Source organism: Salinibacterium sp. NYA9b (genome assembly GCF_976973725.1).
In genome coordinates this window covers 2,191,320-2,207,779 of sequence record NZ_OZ333476.1, presented here as the reverse complement: position 1 = coordinate 2,207,779, position 16,460 = coordinate 2,191,320, and the positions used below count along the sequence as shown (strand labels likewise).

The window sequence follows — 16,460 nt, the reverse complement described above, 5'->3', positions numbered from 1 at the left end:
TTGCTTTCTCTCTTTGCGACAGATTGTTTGTTCACCAGACACCCGAGCTGATCAACAGCGCAATTATCCACTGATCTCTTGGGCGTCGCCTGAGTTGGGACGCGCGGCGTGCCAGAGCATAGCGGGCTCGCAGGTTTGTTTTTTCGACCAGCTCACTCATCCGTTCGAGTTCTGGGCGATGAGCGTCGTCAGCTACGCGGAGGGCGATGCTCGCCAAAAGCCGCGCTTGACCGCGGTGCCACTGCTCGCGCACGAGTGCTAGACGAGAGAATGCGGAACGCGCACCGACGTTGGCGCCCATGACGTTGGCGTCGTGCTGGCGATACTCCACTGTTGGCACCGCATCGATGTGCCAGATCCAGCCCTTGGCTCGGGCCACAACGTAGAGCAACCAGTCGTGATACTGCGGCAGCGGGCCCGCGCCAGCAATGTCGGCAGCATCGAGCAGCTCACGCGTCACGGTAATGAGGCGGTTCGACATCAGAAATGTGGAGCCGGGGCCGGGGCTTTCGAGGAGGTAGTCGAAACGGCGCTGCGGAAAGTCCTTCTTAACAAGGCTACGTTCGCCCTCGGCCGTAAACGACGTGACGTTCGACGAGACTCCATCGGCACCCAACTCTTGGCTCAGGCGCACGTGGGTCGCAAGCTTCGTAGGAACCCAAATGTCATCTTGATCGCAGAATGCGTAGAACTCGCGGTCGGCGGGGGCCAGCTGTACGAGGCGGTAGAAGTTCGCGGCGGCACTGCCCGACGCGCCGTCACTCGGGATGACGGTCAGGCGCGGATCGGACGCGGCGCGTTCAGCGAGCCACTCGGCGGTGCCATCCGTTGAGGCGTCATCGCGGGCGAATACTTCGACCTCGACACCCTGTTGTGCGAGCACACTATCGAGCTGCTCGGGAAGCCAGCGACGACCATTGTGGGTCGCCAGCAGTACTGCGACGCGGGGGAGCACCCCTGGGGTGAGATCGGCAGGCATAACTCACCAATGATAGTTGGCTTGGCGCTGCGCGCTACTGCAGGCGGCGCACCTTAAGCTGGAGCAATGAGCGCGCCTGAGCCAACCCCCAGCATCTCGGTGGCCCTGTGCACCCACAACGGCGCCGCTTATATCGAAGAACAACTCGTCAGCATCCTGGAACAACAGCCAGCGCCGAAGCAACTTGTTGTGTCGGATGACGCCTCAAGCGACGACACAATTGCTCGTGTTCGACACACTGCAGCCCGCTATCCCGCTGTGCAGCTCGTGGTCTTCGAGAACACTCCGCCGCTGGGAGTGACTAAGAACTTTGAGCAGGCGATTCGGGCGTGCACCGGGGATCTCATTGCGTTGAGCGATCAGGATGATGCTTGGCACACTGGTCGGCTTGCGCTCTTTGCCGCTGAGTTTGCGGCGCATCCGGCCGTGTCTCTGATCCACAGTGATGCACGTCTCGTCGATGGGGGGCGAGCCCCGCTCGGGCACACACTGTCGGGAGCGCTCGGAGTGAGCGGTGGCGAAGTGGCGAGCATCCATTCTGGTGACGCATTTTCGGTCTTGCTGCGGCGAAATCTCGTGACGGGCGCCTGCACCGTTTTTCGTCGAAGCCTCGTGGAATTTGCAGCACCCTTCCCGCCGTCGTGGGTTCACGACGAATGGCTCGGCATTATTGCGGCAGCCGTCGCCTCGACAGACTTCATTGAGCAGCCCACTATCGACTACCGGCAACACGGCGCTAACCAAATTGGCGCGACCAAGCTGACCCTGTCGGGAAAGTTCGGGCGCATGATGGAGCCCCGTCGCGACCGCAATGCCCGCCTCGAGACCAACATGACTGTTCTCGTCGATCGCTTACAACGGCTTGGAACGCGGGTGAGCGACGACAAAGTCAATCAGGCGATAGCCAAGCTCGAGCACGAGCGGATGCGCAATTCGCTGCCCGAGGGCCGCCTGCGCCGCATTCCTTTAGTGGCCCGCGCCTTCGCTGCTGGTCAGTACGGCCGCTATTCGCGTGGCCCGCTCGACGCCGTGCGTGACATTCTTCAACCCGTCGACTAACGCTCTGAGCATCCTGAACCGCTCGCCAAGCCTCGCCGGGTAGGATTCTTGGTGTGCAAATACGTGAACTCTCGGTGCCTGATTCCTACGAAATCACCCCTAAGCAATTCGCTGACGACCGCGGCGTTTTCTTGGAGTGGTACCGCTTCGACAAGCTTGAAGAGGTAGTGGGGCACCCGCTCGACCTTCGACAGGCCAATACTTCAGTCTCTCAGCGCGGCGTTGTGCGGGGCATCCACTATGCGGATGTACCTCCCGGGCAAGGCAAGTACGTCACGGTCACGCACGGCCGCGGCATCGATTTCGTCGTCGACATCCGTGAAGGATCGCCCACCTTTGGTCAGTGGGACTCGGTCATTCTTGACACCGTCGACCGTCGTGCCGTTTATGTCGCTGAGGGTCTTGGCCATGCGTTTATTGCGCTCACTGACGATGCCACTCTCACCTACCTCGTGAGCGACGTGTACAAGCCAGGAGCCGAACACGACATCAACGTGCTCGATCCGGAGATCGGCTTGGTCTTCCCTCCCGAGCTCGGTGACCTCGTTCTCTCACCCAAAGACAAAATTGCGCCCACCCTTGCCGAACGCCTCGCCGATGGCTCGCTGCCGTCGTACGCTGCCGTCAAGGAGTACTACGAGGCGAACCGAAAGGAACGCAACTAATGCGCGGAATCATTCTGGCCGGTGGCAGCGGAACGCGCCTCTGGCCCATTACCAAGGGCATCTCCAAGCAGCTCATGCCCATTTACGACAAGCCGATGGTTTACTACCCCTTGTCGACCTTGATGAGTGCGGGCATCCGCGAAATCTTGATCATTACGACTCCGGATGACCAAGCCCAGTTCCAGCGCCTCTTGGGTGATGGCAGCGAGCTCGGCATCGAATTGTCCTACGCCGTGCAGCCGTCGCCCGATGGGCTCGCGCAGGCATTCATCATTGGTGAAGAGTTCATCGGCGACGAAAAAGTTGCCCTCGTTCTTGGCGACAACATCTTCCACGGCATGGGGCTCGGTTCGAACCTTCGCCAGCACAACGACATCGACGGTTCGCTGATCTTCGCGTACCACGTGCGCAACCCGCGGGCCTATGGCGTTGTCGAGTTCGACGAGAACTTCATCGCCAAGTCGATTGAAGAGAAGCCGCTTGAGCCCAAGAGCAACTACGCGGTTCCTGGCCTGTATTTCTACGACAATTCGGTTATTGAGATCGCCAAGTCGATCACGCCGAGCGCGCGTGGAGAACTCGAAATCTCGACCATCAACGAGCACTACCTCAACCGCGGTCAGCTGCAGGTCAACGTTCTCGACCGTGGTACCGCGTGGCTCGATACGGGAACGTTCGAGTCGATGGTTCAGGCCACCGAGTTCGTGCGCGTGATTGAAGACCGTCAGGGTTACAAGATCGGCTGCATCGAAGAGATCGCGTGGCGCGCTGGCTGGATTTCGGATGACCAGCTCGCCGCCCTCGCTGCGCCCCTCGTTAAGAGCGGCTACGGCGTCTACCTCGAAGGACTGTTGGCGGCGGCGAAGTGACTCGTGTTCTGATCATCACGGGCGACCCGATTGGTCCCCGGATGGCCGGCCCCGCAATTCGCTCGTGGAATATGGCGCTCGCGCTCGCCGACGCCGGCAACCAGGTCACGCTCATGACCACGACGAAGCTTCAGCCGGTGGATGCTCCCTTCGAGCTCACGCTCGTCACGCCGGGGGAGAACGACGCCTTTGCGAAACTCGAACAGTGGTGCGACGTTGTGGTCTTCCAAGGCCATGCCATGCGCCAGTTCGAAGTGCTGCGCACGACAGACAAGATCACCGTCGTCGACATTTACGACCCGATGCACCTCGAGATGCTCGAGCAGGGCCGCGAACTCGCGCGCGCGACCTGGGAGCTGCGCGTCACGACCGCCACCGAGGTGCTCAACGAGCAGCTCGCGCTCGGTGACTTCTTCATGTGCGCCTCCGAACGCCAGCGCCTCTTCTACTTCGGCCAGATGGCCGCCCTCGGGCGCCTCAGTCCCACCACGTACGAAAACGACCCGCACCTCGAGGGCCTCCTCAGCGTCGTGCCGTTCGGGCTCGAAGGCACCCCTCCCGCCCACGAGCGAGACACCCTCAAGGGTGTTCTGCCTGGCATTGATGCCGGCGACAAGCTGATGATCTGGGGCGGTGGGGTCTACAGCTGGTTCGACCCCAAGACTCTGATCCGCGCTGTTGCGAAGCTGGCTGAAACTCGCCAGACGGCCAAGCTCTACTTTCTCGGCACCCGGCATCCGGGAGTCGACCAGATGGGCATCGTGCGCGAATCGCACGATCTGGCGAGCGAACTCGGCGCACTCGACACCTCGGTGTTCTTTAACGAGGAGTGGGTCGACTATGCAGACCGCCAAAATTATCTGACCGAAGCGGATGCCGGCGTCAGTACCCACATGTCGCATATTGAGACCACGTTCTCGTTCCGCACCCGCATCCTGGACTATCTCTGGGCTGGCCTGCCTATGGTGGTTACCGAGGGCGACAGCTTTGCTGACCTCATCGAGACCGAGGGCCTTGGCCTTACCGTTCCCGCCCGGGACGTGGATGCTCTCGCCGCAGCCCTCGACCGGGTGCTGTACGACGACGCCTTCATCGCCGAGTGCAAGCGCAACGTCGCGCGCGTTCGTGAAGACTTCTACTGGAAGCGCACCCTTGAGCCTTTGGTGAATTTTGTGGCGAACCCGCAGCACGCCGCAGACCACGCCGAAACGCGTCGTCGTGGGGTTGCACTCGGGGGCAAGGTTCGCAAGCCCTACGGCCTGCGGCACGACCTCCGGATGGCGTGGCATCACTTGCGCCATACCGGCGTGAAAGCGACGGTAGACAAAGCTGTCGCACGATTGCGACGCTAATTGCCGTTCACAGCAGACTCCGGGTTTTCACGCGTTAGCTTTGTGCCATGTTGACTGGTCTGCGTTCCGTGTTCTCGCGCCCAGAACGTCGTCTCGGGATGATCATTGCGCCGCTATTGGTGTTCGCCGCACTCGCGGCATGGGCGTTGTCATCGCCGGTCGGCGCAAGCCCCGACGACGATTTTCATCTGACGAGCATTTGGTGCGCAACAGGAGATTCGCAGTATTGCGCGGAGACTGATGACGCTGGCGCGCGACTAGTCCCGCCCGCTGTCGCGAGGCCCGCGTGCTTCGCGTATGACCCCGAAAAGAGTGCTGGCTGCCAGAACAGCATCGACTTCACGGAGGGGCCGACCACCGAAACTGTCCGCGGAAATTTTGCCGGTGGCTACCCAGTTGTCTACTACGGCGCCATGAGCTTGTTTGTCGGGCCCGATGTGCACGCCTCTGTATTCGTGATGCGAGTCGTCAACATCGCGCTGTTCGTCGGTATTGGGGTCATCCTTTATTTAGCGTTGCCTACCAACCGTCGGCAGATTCTTGTCTGGCAGTGGGCGCTCACCACCGTGCCTCTTGGACTCTTTGTACTTTCCTCTAACAACCCGAGTTCATGGGCGCTCATGGGTGTGGGCTATGGGTGGTTAGCGCTGCTCGGTTTCTACGAGTCGTGGGGGGTCAAGCGGATCGTGCTTGGTGCGCTGTTCCTGCTTGGTGCGGTGATGGCGTCCGGCTCACGCAGCGATGCCACTGTTCTTTTCTGCCTCGCGGTCTTTGCAGCAGTACTTCTCGCGATGAACAAAACGCGACGATTCTTGTGGTCCTCGTTCCTTCCCGTCGCGGGTTTCATCATTTGTGCGCTGTTGTTCCGGGCATCTCGATCGTCCGAAGCGGTGACCAGCGGTGTGCAAGATCAGCTCAGTTTTGGCGTTATCGTTCGCCGCGTCGCTCTAAATCTCACGGAAGTCCCCTCGATCTGGACTGGCATTTATGGGCAGTCGTGGGGGCTCGGATGGCTAGATACCTCAATGCCCGCCGTGGTGTGGGTCAGTTCGCTCTCTGCCGTCATCGGTGTCGGTTTCGTCGCGGCGCGCGCTAATTCAGTGCGAAAGAGCTTCGTGCTCGTGATTGGCGCTACAGCCCTCGCGATGATCCCGGTCACTTTGCTCGTTCTTGCGGGTAAAGATGTGGGCGACGACTACCAGCCGCGCTATTTGCTCCCCCTTGTCATTGTCTTTGTCGGCGCGCTCTTCTTCACCTCGGGCACCCAGCTCCTGCGCCTGTCACGAGCGCAGACGTGGATGGTCGTTGTCGCTCTTTCTGGAGCGCAATTCGTTTCGTTGTACCTCAACACCCGCCGCTACGTGACCGGTATTGATGCGCTCAGCCCTGACCTCGATGCAGGCAGGGAATGGTGGTGGAACCTCATCATCACCCCCAATGTCGTGTGGATCGTGGGATCGCTGTGCTTTGCAGCAGCGCTGGCGATTCTCCTCCCGGCGCATCGCGTCACCGCAGAGGTGGGGGAGCGAGACCTCTCGCCTGATACCACCACTGCTCGCGCACTCTGAGATAGCCTGTACGGATGGCACCCGGACGCTTCGAACCTATTGTCGCGTCCGCGCGTACCAATCCGCTGCGGCGGTTCCGGCTTATTGCCTTAGCACCCGTGTTGGCTCTCCTCGCGCTTTCGGCGTGGGCTTTTGCATCGCCGATGGGCGCAGCTCCCGATGACGATTACCATCTGGTGAGCATTTGGTGTTCAACGGATAACCCGGCGTACTGCCAGCCGGGGGCGACTGAGTCAGCCCGACTCGTGCCACAAGCGCTCCTGAGCTCGCCGTGCTACGCCTTTTTTAGTGAGGAAAGCGCCGCCTGTCAGGACCGGATCGACTTCGGCTCAACCTCGTTAGTGGAGACGGACCGCGGAAACTTTGAGGGTGAATATCCGCCGCTTTACTATTCCGTCATGAGCGTATTCGTGGGCGATGACACCATGTTCTCGGTTATGGCGATGCGTCTTTTCAATGTTTTCTTGTTCGTTGCCTTGACCGCGGCGCTTTATATGCTGCTCCCCGTCAGGCGTCGGCCTGTGCTGGTGTGGGGCTGGCTCGTGACAACGATGCCGCTTGGCGTCTTTCTGCTCGCATCGAATAACCCAAGCGGTTGGGCTGTCGCCGGCGTCGGATCAGCGTGGTTGGCACTGCTCAGTTATTACGAGGCAGAGAGCCGCGTGGCTCGTGCCGCTTCTGCGGTACTCGTGGTCATCTCGGTTCTTATGGCGGCAGGTTCCCGCGGTGATTCTGCTTTGTACGTGGTTGGTGCGCTCGGCGTTGCAATCATCCTTGTATTTGAGAACACTCGTCGTTTTTGGCTGCTCTCGCTACTTCCCGTTGCAATGGGCGTTGTTGCTGGAGTGTTTTTCTTGTCTGCCAGGCAGACTTCAGCCGGAATCAACGGTTTTGCCGGAGCAGAAGCTGGGCCAGCGGCGGCACAAGCGGCAACGGCGGCAGACAGCTTGGCGGGTTTCGGATTGCTAGCGTACAACCTTCTCAACGTGCCTTCTTTATGGATCGGCGCTTTCGGCGGGTGGGATCTCGGCTGGCTAGATACTCCGATTCCCGCTTCGGTGGTGTTTTTCGGGATTGCTGCCTTCGTGGCGGTGGGCTTTGCCGGCCTCGGGGTGCTGAACTGGCGTAAAGCATTCGTGGTTGCGAGCGTCGGCTTCGTGCTCTGGATTCTTCCGACTTACGTGCTCACTCAGGGCGGGGACAAAGTGGGGGAACAGGTGCAGCCTCGCTACATCCTGCCGCTCATCGTGTTGATGGGTGGTCTGCTTGTGGTGCAAGCTGGCCGAAAGAGCGTCGCGCTCGGACGGGTGCAGACCGTCGCAGTCGTCGTTGCGCTAAGTGCCGCCAACCTCGTCGCGCTTCACATGAACATGCGGCGCTACGTCACGGGCAACGATGTTCCCGGATGGAACCTTGACGCTGGCGCCGAGTGGTTCTGGCCAGGAGCTCCAGCGCCCATGGTGGTGTGGGTGGTGGGATCATTAGCATTTGCGGGCATGGTTGTCATTCTGGCAAGGGAAATCTATATCGCACCGTTGGTGGCAAATAAGAATGCCACCGGCGCAACTGCAGCTACAGACGCGGGTGCGGGTGCGGGTGCGGATTCCGGTGCACCTAGAGATGCAGAAGCAAGCGCAGCCCTGCTTGCTGCTTCCGGCGTTACTCACGTACCCGCGTGAGTCCTCAGACAATGGACTCTCTTGCCGGCAAACGCGTCGCGGTCGTCAGCCGGATTTACGTTCCTGAACCCGCCGCGGCCTCGTACCGTTTACGCGCGCTGGTTGCTGAATTGGTGGCCAATGGCGCTGCCGTAGATGTGCTGACCACGAACCCTCCCGCAGGGTTCGATGATGCTGACACGCCAGCACGGGGCGCGCGAGTGCGACGTATGTGGGTGCTAAGAGACCGGGCAGGGTACGTGCGTGGCTACCTGCAGTACTTGAGCTTTGACCTGCCCGTGTTCTTTCGTTTGCTGTTTATCGAGAAGCCACACCTTGTCATCGTTGAACCGCCGCCAACTACAGGATGGTTCACCCGAATTGTGTGTGGGATCCGAGGCATTCCATATCTGTACTACGCGGCGGATATTTGGTCAGATGCTGTGGGGAGCGCGGGCTATCCGCGTCATATTGCAGCGATTCTTCGCAACGTGGAACGTTGGGCGATGAGCGGCGCTGCCGCAGTCGTGTCTGTTTCGGTCGAGTTCACAGCGCGCATCCGAGAACAATTTCCTCGGGCGACAGTAACCACGGTTGGCAATGGCGTAGACACAACGATGTTCAGCCCGGTGGGGGAGAAGATCACCCTCGACGTTCCCTATCTGCTGTACGCGGGTACGGCCTCTGAAGTCCATGGTGCGCAGATCTTCTTTGACGCCTTCGAAGAGGTTCTCAAGACCCGGCCGGATTCAAAGCTCGTCTTTATCGGCCAAGGGTCAGATTTCGCATCGCTTGCTGAGCGCAGCAAGTCCTTGCCCGTCGGGGCTGTGGAGCTCCGACCCCGGATGAGCCCCGAAGAAGTCGCAGCTTGGATTCGGGGCGCTGTCGCGACGCTCGCGAGCGTTCATCCAGAGGGCTACGCTCGCGCTTTCGCCACCAAAATGTACGCCTCAGTAGCGTGCGGTGCGCCCGTAATCTACGCGGGAACAGGCCCTGGGGCCGACTTCGCGGCTCAAGAGGGGATTGGGCATGCTGTCGCGTATGACAAAGATGCGATCGCAGCAGTAATGCTCTCGGTCCTCAACGTCGAGGAGCCACAGACGAATCGTGCTGCCCGCTCGGAGTGGGCTGCTAACAACATCTCTCTGCGTGCGGTCGCTTCGCGGATCGTCAGTGAAGCCTGGCGAATCTTGACCCGATAAGTGCGGCTCCGGGTGAACTCGAAACCGGCACAAGGGGAGGTAGTGTTGTAGGGATTCAGATGAGTCACCTGATTGAAAAGAGAGTTGCGCGCGGATGCCAGACATCGTCAAAACAGTCGCAGTAGTCGGTCAAGGCTATGTCGGTCTACCAGTCGCGATGCGGGCTGTTGAGCAGGGCTATCGCGTTATCGGAATCGACCTTGACGAACGTCGGGTCGAAGGTTTGCGATCCGGTATATCTTTCGTCGAAGACGTCTCTGACGCTGACCTCGCCCGCGCGATCGCTTCCGGCAGCTACACACCGACGACGGACTACGCTGACGTCGTCGGATTCGATTTCGCTGTTATTGCGGTGCCGACTCCTCTGCGTGAAAGCGTGCCGGACCTGAGCTTCATTGAGAGCTCCGGCGTTGCGTTGGCAGAGCGCATGAAGCCCGGAGCGACAGTCATTCTCGAGTCGACAACCTACCCAGGAACCACTGAAGAGCTTCTCGTGCCGATCTTGGAGTCCGGGTCGGGCCTCACTGCCGGTAGCGATTTCTACGTAGGGTACAGCCCGGAACGTATTGACCCGGGTAACCAGCAGTGGGGCTTCGTTACCACTCCCAAAATCGTGTCGGGAATCAACCCCGAGTCACTTGAGAAGGTTCAAGCGTTCTACGATTCGCTCGTCGACACGACTGTTCCTGTCCCCACTCCTAAAGAGGCAGAACTTGCGAAGCTTTTGGAGAACACCTTCCGCCACGTGAATATCGCATTGGTCAACGAACTCGCGATTTTCGCTCATCAGCTCGGCGTCAACGTGTGGGAGTCGATTGATGCAGCGAACACTAAGCCTTTCGGCTTTATGAAGTTCACGCCGGGCCCCGGCGTCGGCGGACATTGCTTGCCCGTAGACCCCAGCTACCTCTCGTGGCAGGTCAGAAGGAAGCTTGGTCAGAATTTCCGATTCGTTGAGCTGGCTAACGACGTTAACGACAACATGCCGCAGTACGTGACGCAGCGTGTCATGCACCTCCTCAACGCGTCTAGCCGCGCGTTGCGAGGCTCCAAGATCTTGCTTGTCGGAATGGCGTACAAGAAGAACTCCGGCGACATTCGTGAGTCCCCGTCGCTGCGACTTCTTGAGCTCCTCCACGACGAGGGCGCAGAAGTCTTTGCCGTCGACGATCACGTCGAAGCCCACCGCTGGCCTGCAAACGTAACGAAGGTATCTCTCACCGCAGAGACGATAGCCGGGATGGACATCGCGGTCTTGCTGACTGACCACGACACTCTAGAGCTCGAGCTATTGAACACTGCAGATGTTCCGGTGTTGGACACCCGTAATCGACTCAACGGACCGAAGGTCGAGATCCTCTAGTCTTTCCCTCGGAGAACGGCGAGCAGACTGCTAAGCGAGACCAGCCAAGCCTGCTTGCCGTGCGAACTCGGGCACTTTAGCCACGAGTTCGGAGAAGGTTCCCTGGGCGACAACTTTGCCATTCGACATGAAGAGGATCTGGTCTGCATGTTGGATCGTGGACAGTCTGTGCGCGACGGTGATGACGGTTTTCTCGCCGTGGAGGGCTTTGATCGCGTCGGTCACTGCGGCTTCTGTCGCAGTATCGAGGGCGCTTGTCGCTTCGTCGAGAACCAAAACGCGGGGATCCGCGTAGAGTGCGCGAGCAATTCCTAGGCGCTGCCGCTGTCCGCCCGAGAGCGCAAGGCCCCGTTCACCGATAACACCATTAATGCCGTCTTCGCGCTTATCCACGATGTCCAAGAGTTGCGCTTGTGCGAGTGCGGATCGCACGCGTTCCTCGTCGAAGTCATCGCCCCACGTGAGTGCAACGTTCTGCGCAATGCTGGAATCGAATAGGGCGACCTCCTGCGGCACGTAGCTGACTTGCTGTCGCCACGATTCCGTCAGCTTGTTCAGGTCCACCTGATCGATGGCCAGCCGTCCGCCAGTAGGTTCGATGAGGCCCAAAATCAGGTCGACGACGGTTGATTTCCCGGCTCCCGACGAACCGACCAACGCAACCGTGCTACCAAACGGAATGGTGAATGACACATCACTTATCGCATCGCCCTGATCGGCGGCATACCTAAAGCTCACGTTCTCAAAGCTCAGCGCACTCGATGGCTCGGGAAGCGTTAAGGTTTCGCGCCCGACGCGGTATTTGACCGAACTTTCAGCGCTCCGAATTTCGGCGAGCACGGCGCTTGCGTGGGGCATGTTCGCCGTGACTTGAGACACGACCGCTTGGAACCTGACGACCGAAGGCGCCATGCGGAAGCCAGCGAGTCCGAAAAGCGCTACCGCGGTTATTGCTTCTGTGACTCCGCCTGTGGCATATCCCGCAATCCCCACGAGCACGAAACCGCCCACGATCCCGGATTCGAGTACATAGCGAGGCACCTGGCCGAGGAACTGAATGTTGGAACGCGCGCGCGTCGAATGCACTCGATTGGAGCGGACGACGTCTGCGACTTCGTGTGACTTCCCGCGAAGCGTGACTTCCTTGAGCGCGCCGATCATCTCGGTAATGAGCCGAGAGCTTCGGAGCGTGTACTTAAGGTTGACGCGGCCAGCCTCACGCGCACGTTTCGCGACCCAGAAGTACAGGATCGCTCCTAGGAGACCGAGGTACCCCAGTGCGATGGCAGCAACCAGCGGCTGAACTACGGCGAGCACTACGACAATAGTGAGGAAGCTAAGAGCTTCTCCGAAAAGTGTGGAAAAGGGGAGCAGGAAGCCCGACACCGTCACGCCAACGCTGCCGTCAGTCAGCCGGACCACGTCTGCGGAGTTTCGCTTGAGTCGCTCGACCCACGGGGCGTCGATGTAGCTCGCGAAGAGTCGCGAACCAATGTCAAGTTCGTATTTTGCGAACCGCCGAGTGGCCCCCCACAAAAGGGCGACAGCAAGAATGCCCTTCGCAACGATCATGAGACACACGAGCCCCAGCATGAGCAGAAGGCCCAGCTCTCCGACCTCGCCAAGCACAGGAAGCGAAAGTGTGGTTCCAGACAGGATGGGGGAGATGACGAGAGCAAGCAATCCGAGTGCCAACGCATCGAGGATCGAGAGCAAGCCCAGAGTTACCGAATACACGATGAGGTAGCGCCGCGCTCCGGCGGGCAAAATGGAGAGCACCTCGTTGACGAGGGCAATTGCAGACTTCATCTATTTCTCCAGGTCGAGGCCGAATCCTACCGAAGTCTACGTGGTCTTTGATGGGGCCCGATTGAGCGGGAACCACGACAGAGACTTCTCGGTGCCGGGGTGATTCAACGCCCGGCGGGATCCACCCACCGGCGTCAGAGCCGTATTGTGAAAGCTCTATATCAGCGCGACTGATCATCGGAAAGTTCATGCGTATGGGAGACTGAGCATATGGGAAGAACTTGGGTCATTATCCCTATGTATAACGAGGGTGCGGTCATCGGCGAGGTGGTCGCCGAAGTGCGGAGAACGTTTCCGTACGTGGTGTGCGTAGACGACGGGTCGAGCGACGACTCTGCGGAGTTCGCGCGCGCTGCCGGAGCTATTGTGGTCGAGCATCCGATCAACCTCGGCCAGGGCGCCTCGTTGCAAACAGGCTTTGACTACGCCCTCTCCGACCCGGCCATGACCGAAGTCGTTACGTTCGACGCAGACGGTCAACATCAAGTGGCGGATGCCGCGGGCATGGTGGAGAAGCTCCATGCGAATAACTTGGATGCCGTCATCGGCTCACGATTCCTTGATGACCGTACAAAGGTCAGCCGCTCTAAACGCATCGTGTTACGCACTGCGGCGTGGTACACGCGAGTGACAACGAATATGGCTCTTACTGATGCGCATAATGGCCTCCGGGTGCTTAGCCGCACTGTGCTGGAGAATATTCACATCACTCAGAACCGGATGGCCCATGCCTCCGAGCTTGTAGATCTCATCGGCGGTCTCAAAATTCAGTGGTCTGAGTATCCCACCCATATTGTCTACACCGACTACTCAAAAGCCAAAGGCCAGTCCCTTCTCAACTCTGTCAACATTCTCGTTGAACTGATCTTTAGGTGAGCTCATGACCGTTATTTTTCAGACCATCGTCGTTTCGATTGTCATCGTCATCGCGGTAGTGATGATGCGCAATGGGGGAGCGCGGCATCAAGCGGTTCGTCGCATCCTCATGATGCTCTTCGTCGTCGCTGCCGCTTCGTCAGTATTCTTCCCTCAGATTTGGACGACGATGGCGAAATTGGTGGGGATCGGCCGGGGTGCTGACCTGCTGCTTTACCTCACGGTTCTTTTCTTCTTGGGGCTCGTGATGAGCACCTACCGGCGTTTTCGCCAGATGGATACTCAGATCACTGAGCTGGCTCGACAGCTGGCATTGAGTCAACAGCCGAAACCCGAGGAACTAGATTCGGGAGCCAATCACTCCGCTTAGGACCTTGCGGAATCGAGAATTGCACTCTTTCTGGGGGTGCGCCGTCGCGCATTTAAATGTTGTTCTGCTGCGGTTTTTGGGGGGAGTGAATTACCCTTGGTGCAGTACGTGCAAATTTAGGGGGCTCGAATGCGCTACAGGAGCATAAGAACGTCGGTTTCAGTCTTTCGTGGATTGGCCGTCACGGTCTTGGCGTCGCTGCTGTTCACTGTTGGCGCTACGAATGCAGTACCGGCCTCAGCACAAGCCCCTGTCGAGTCAGCACAATCTGCCGTGTCGCAACTGGCTGATTCTTCAGTGGTGCAATCGAGCCTATTTCAAGCTAATTCTGGAAGTAACTTTGACCCGGGTTACATCATTAGCGATGCCTATTTCTATAAATCGGGTGACATGTCTCAGTCTCAAATCCAGGCCTTCCTCGATTCGATGCTGGACTCCTGTGACAACTCAAACTGCCTGACGATTAAGCGCACCACCACTTTTTCGCGCGATGCGGATCGCACGGTGTGCGGGCCTTACGCGGGGGCGAGCAACGAGCGGACCTCGGCCATTATCTATAAGGTGCAACAAGCCTGTGGCATTAGTGCCAAAGTTCTGCTCGTGATGCTGCAGAAAGAACAAGGGTTGCTCACGAACGATGAACCGAGTGATTCGCGCCTGGCTCGTGCGATGGGCTACGGCTGCCCCGACAACGTTGGCGGAGTATGCGACGCCGAGTACTACGGCTTGTACAACCAGCTGTACAACGCGGCGTGGCAGCTCAAGCGCTACAGCACTCCGACTGCGTGGGGCTACTACCAGCCCGGAGTGAAGTCGATTCTCTATCACCCCAATACCGCGTGCGGTTCAAAGTCAGTAAACATTCAGAACAACGCGACTGCGGCGTTGTACAACTACACCCCGTACGTCCCCAACACGGCCGCTCTGGCTAATCTTGGCGGCTATGGTGACTCGTGCTCGTCCTATGGGAATCGCAACTTCTGGGACTACTTCACGGCATGGTTCGGTTCTACCACTGGGGCTCCCGTCTACACGGTCGACGACCCAGACATCGCTGCGTATTACGAGACTCGAACCACCGCGTTGGGTTCGCCCACTTCGACAACCAGCACGTACGAGACTGTAAATGGCGATGGCGCTGTCCAGCACTTCGCTAAGGCCCACGTCTATTCCAGTGACGCCGGTGTATTTACGGTTAACCTCGCGTTCCGAGATGAATCCGTCGCGCAAGGTGGCATCAGGGGAATTCTCGGCTGGCCTATCGGGGAACAATTGTGTGTTTCCGGTAGCTGTTCGCAGCAATTCCAAAACGGCGCCTTGTATCAGGCCTCGTCGAGCACAGCGGTCTACTCGATTCTGGACTCAGCGATCGTCGATTACTACGATGCGCAGCCCACTGCGCTCGGGTGGCCGGCCGCGGACACTGTGTTCTATGACACCGTCAATGGCAGTGGTCTTGTGCAGCGGTTCAACTACGCCCAGGTTTACTCAAGTGATGCGGGCGTGTTCGCGCTGAGTAAGGCCTTCCGTGACGCTTCGGTTGCTCAGGGTGGCATTAACGGAGTCATGGGCTGGCCCGCGGCTGAAATGGTCTGCGTTTCGGGTAGCTGTTCTCAACAGTTCCAACACGGTGCCTTGTACCAAGCCTCATCGAGTTCGGCTGTCTACGCGATCACGGATTCCGCGATCTCGGCGTACTACAGCACACGTATCGCCACTCTGGGCAAACCCACTCTCGATACCCGCTCCTACGAGACGGTGAACGGTAGCGGAACTGTCCAGCGGTTCGAGAATGCTCAGGTGTATTCGACTGATGCAGGGGTGTTCTCGCTGAGCAAGGCCTTCCGCGATGGATCGGTTGCTCAGGGTGGCATCAATGGTGCTCTTGGGTGGCCTGTTGCTGAGATGGTCTGTGAATCGGGTAGCTGCTCGCAGGAGTTCCAACACGGCGCCCTGTATCAGGGCTCGTCGAATTCGGCTGTCTATGCGATTTCAGATTCGACTATCGCTGACTACTACGGTGCTCGCATTTCAGAACTGGGGCTGCCGACGCTTGATACTCGTTTCTATGAGACGGTGAATGGCAGTGGAGCTGTTCAGCGCTTTGAGGATGCTCAGGTGTACTCGAGCTCCGCTGGCACGTTTGCTCTTAATTGGGATTTCCGCGGGGGATCGGTTGCTCAAGGTGGCATCAATGGTGCTCTTGGGTGGCCTGTTGCTGAGATGGTCTGTGAATCGGGTAGCTGCTCGCAGGAGTTCCAACACGGCGCCCTGTATCAGGGCTCGTCGAATTCGGCTGTCTATGCGATTTCAGATTCGACTATCGCTGACTACTACGGTGCTCGCATTTCAGAACTGGGGCTGCCGACGCTTGATACTCGTTTCTATGAGACGGTGAATGGCAGTGGAGCTGTTCAGCGCTTTGAGGATGCTCAGGTGTACTCGAGCTCCGCTGGAGTATTTACGCTCAACTGGGATTTCCGGGCGGAGTCAGTTGCTCAGGGTGGCATCAATGGTGCTCTTGGGTGGCCTGTTGCTGAGATGGTCTGTGAATCGGGTACCTGCTCGCAGGTATTCCAACACGGCACAATCTCACTGCCCGCGGCACCGTAGTGGAGTTCTGCTGAGTCCTCAGTCGGAGAACCCCGCCGCGAAAGCTGTCGCGAAGACTGTGCGATTTCTGTGACGAA

The 16,460-nt window shown here is 58.9% G+C and carries 13 protein-coding genes; 11 read left to right on the top strand and 2 right to left on the bottom strand.

Annotation, left to right across the window (positions count from 1 at the left end; all coding sequences use genetic code 11):
• Positions 1 to 31: 31 nt before the first annotated feature.
• On the bottom strand, positions 32 to 979 hold the full coding sequence (locus tag ACWFSR_RS10565) for a glycosyltransferase family 2 protein (RefSeq protein WP_197106205.1): 948 nt from the start codon (positions 977 to 979) through the stop codon (positions 32 to 34).
• Positions 980 to 1,045: 66 nt separating this feature from the next.
• On the opposite strand from ACWFSR_RS10565, the gene ACWFSR_RS10560 reads away from it, so the two are divergent.
• The 8 genes from ACWFSR_RS10560 to ACWFSR_RS10525 all read left to right on the top strand — a co-directional run bounded on the left by ACWFSR_RS10560 (position 1,046) and on the right by ACWFSR_RS10525 (position 10,715).
• Positions 1,046 to 2,038 (top strand): glycosyltransferase family 2 protein, encoded by a 993-nt coding sequence (locus tag ACWFSR_RS10560; protein ID WP_447522354.1) that lies wholly within the window; start codon positions 1,046 to 1,048, stop codon positions 2,036 to 2,038.
• 53 nt (positions 2,039 to 2,091) lie between these two features.
• Positions 2,092 to 2,703, top strand: coding sequence for a dTDP-4-dehydrorhamnose 3,5-epimerase family protein (locus ACWFSR_RS10555; RefSeq protein WP_197109607.1), 612 nt, complete (start codon positions 2,092 to 2,094; stop codon positions 2,701 to 2,703).
• Entirely contained in the window at positions 2,703 to 3,572 is an 870-nt protein-coding gene (gene rfbA, locus ACWFSR_RS10550) for a glucose-1-phosphate thymidylyltransferase RfbA (RefSeq protein ID WP_447522353.1), read from the top strand. Before ACWFSR_RS10555 ends, rfbA begins: the two co-directional genes overlap by 1 nt.
• Positions 3,569 to 4,924 (top strand): glycosyltransferase family 4 protein, encoded by a 1,356-nt coding sequence (locus tag ACWFSR_RS10545; RefSeq protein WP_447522352.1) that lies wholly within the window; start codon positions 3,569 to 3,571, stop codon positions 4,922 to 4,924. Before rfbA ends, ACWFSR_RS10545 begins: the two co-directional genes overlap by 4 nt.
• A 47-nt stretch (positions 4,925 to 4,971) precedes the next feature.
• The gene (locus ACWFSR_RS10540; RefSeq protein WP_447522351.1) at positions 4,972 to 6,492 is read left to right on the top strand and encodes a DUF2142 domain-containing protein; all 1,521 of its coding nucleotides are present in this window, start codon (positions 4,972 to 4,974) and stop codon (positions 6,490 to 6,492) included.
• Between the two features lie 14 nt (positions 6,493 to 6,506).
• Complete coding sequence (locus tag ACWFSR_RS10535) at positions 6,507 to 8,171, top strand: DUF2142 domain-containing protein (RefSeq protein WP_197106200.1); 1,665 nt, start codon at positions 6,507 to 6,509, stop codon at positions 8,169 to 8,171.
• Positions 8,168 to 9,352, top strand: a complete 1,185-nt coding sequence (locus tag ACWFSR_RS10530) for a glycosyltransferase (protein ID WP_197106199.1) — start codon at positions 8,168 to 8,170, stop codon at positions 9,350 to 9,352. Before ACWFSR_RS10535 ends, ACWFSR_RS10530 begins: the two co-directional genes overlap by 4 nt.
• Before the next feature lie 94 nt (positions 9,353 to 9,446).
• Positions 9,447 to 10,715: a nucleotide sugar dehydrogenase gene (locus tag ACWFSR_RS10525; protein WP_197106198.1), complete on the top strand. Its 1,269-nt coding sequence runs from the start codon at positions 9,447 to 9,449 to the stop codon at positions 10,713 to 10,715.
• A gap of 30 nt (positions 10,716 to 10,745) precedes the next feature.
• Here the strand turns inward: ACWFSR_RS10525 and ACWFSR_RS10520 are convergent, their stop codons facing one another.
• Complete coding sequence (locus ACWFSR_RS10520) at positions 10,746 to 12,524, bottom strand: ABC transporter ATP-binding protein (RefSeq protein WP_197106197.1); 1,779 nt, start codon at positions 12,522 to 12,524, stop codon at positions 10,746 to 10,748.
• A 210-nt stretch (positions 12,525 to 12,734) separates the two neighbouring features.
• Here ACWFSR_RS10520 and ACWFSR_RS10515 point away from each other — a divergent pair, with 210 nt between their 5' ends.
• From ACWFSR_RS10515 to ACWFSR_RS10505, 3 genes are all read left to right on the top strand, one after another.
• Positions 12,735 to 13,400, top strand: coding sequence for a glycosyltransferase family 2 protein (locus tag ACWFSR_RS10515; protein ID WP_197106196.1), 666 nt, complete (start codon positions 12,735 to 12,737; stop codon positions 13,398 to 13,400).
• A gap of 4 nt (positions 13,401 to 13,404) precedes the next feature.
• Positions 13,405 to 13,770: a DUF2304 domain-containing protein gene (locus ACWFSR_RS10510; RefSeq protein ID WP_197106195.1), complete on the top strand. Its 366-nt coding sequence runs from the start codon at positions 13,405 to 13,407 to the stop codon at positions 13,768 to 13,770.
• Between the two features lie 603 nt (positions 13,771 to 14,373).
• Entirely contained in the window at positions 14,374 to 16,383 is a 2,010-nt protein-coding gene (locus ACWFSR_RS10505) for an LGFP repeat-containing protein (RefSeq protein ID WP_447523445.1), read from the top strand.
• Positions 16,384 to 16,460 lie beyond the last annotated feature (77 nt).

Excerpts from the sequence above, each read along its gene's own strand:
- ACWFSR_RS10565 (WP_197106205.1), bottom strand. The coding sequence starts at position 979 with ATGCCTGCCGATCTCACCCCAGGGGTGCTCCCCCGCGTCGCAGTACTG.
- ACWFSR_RS10560 (WP_447522354.1), top strand. The coding sequence starts at position 1,046 with ATGAGCGCGCCTGAGCCAACCCCCAGCATCTCGGTGGCCCTGTGCACC.
- rfbA (WP_447522353.1), top strand. The coding sequence starts at position 2,703 with ATGCGCGGAATCATTCTGGCCGGTGGCAGCGGAACGCGCCTCTGGCCC.
- ACWFSR_RS10540 (WP_447522351.1), top strand. The coding sequence starts at position 4,972 with ATGTTGACTGGTCTGCGTTCCGTGTTCTCGCGCCCAGAACGTCGTCTC.
- ACWFSR_RS10535 (WP_197106200.1), top strand. The coding sequence starts at position 6,507 with ATGGCACCCGGACGCTTCGAACCTATTGTCGCGTCCGCGCGTACCAAT.
- ACWFSR_RS10525 (WP_197106198.1), top strand. The coding sequence starts at position 9,447 with ATGCCAGACATCGTCAAAACAGTCGCAGTAGTCGGTCAAGGCTATGTC.
- ACWFSR_RS10520 (WP_197106197.1), bottom strand. The coding sequence starts at position 12,524 with ATGAAGTCTGCAATTGCCCTCGTCAACGAGGTGCTCTCCATTTTGCCC.
- ACWFSR_RS10515 (WP_197106196.1), top strand. The coding sequence starts at position 12,735 with ATGGGAAGAACTTGGGTCATTATCCCTATGTATAACGAGGGTGCGGTC.
- ACWFSR_RS10510 (WP_197106195.1), top strand. The coding sequence starts at position 13,405 with ATGACCGTTATTTTTCAGACCATCGTCGTTTCGATTGTCATCGTCATC.
- ACWFSR_RS10505 (WP_447523445.1), top strand. The coding sequence starts at position 14,374 with ATGCTGCAGAAAGAACAAGGGTTGCTCACGAACGATGAACCGAGTGAT.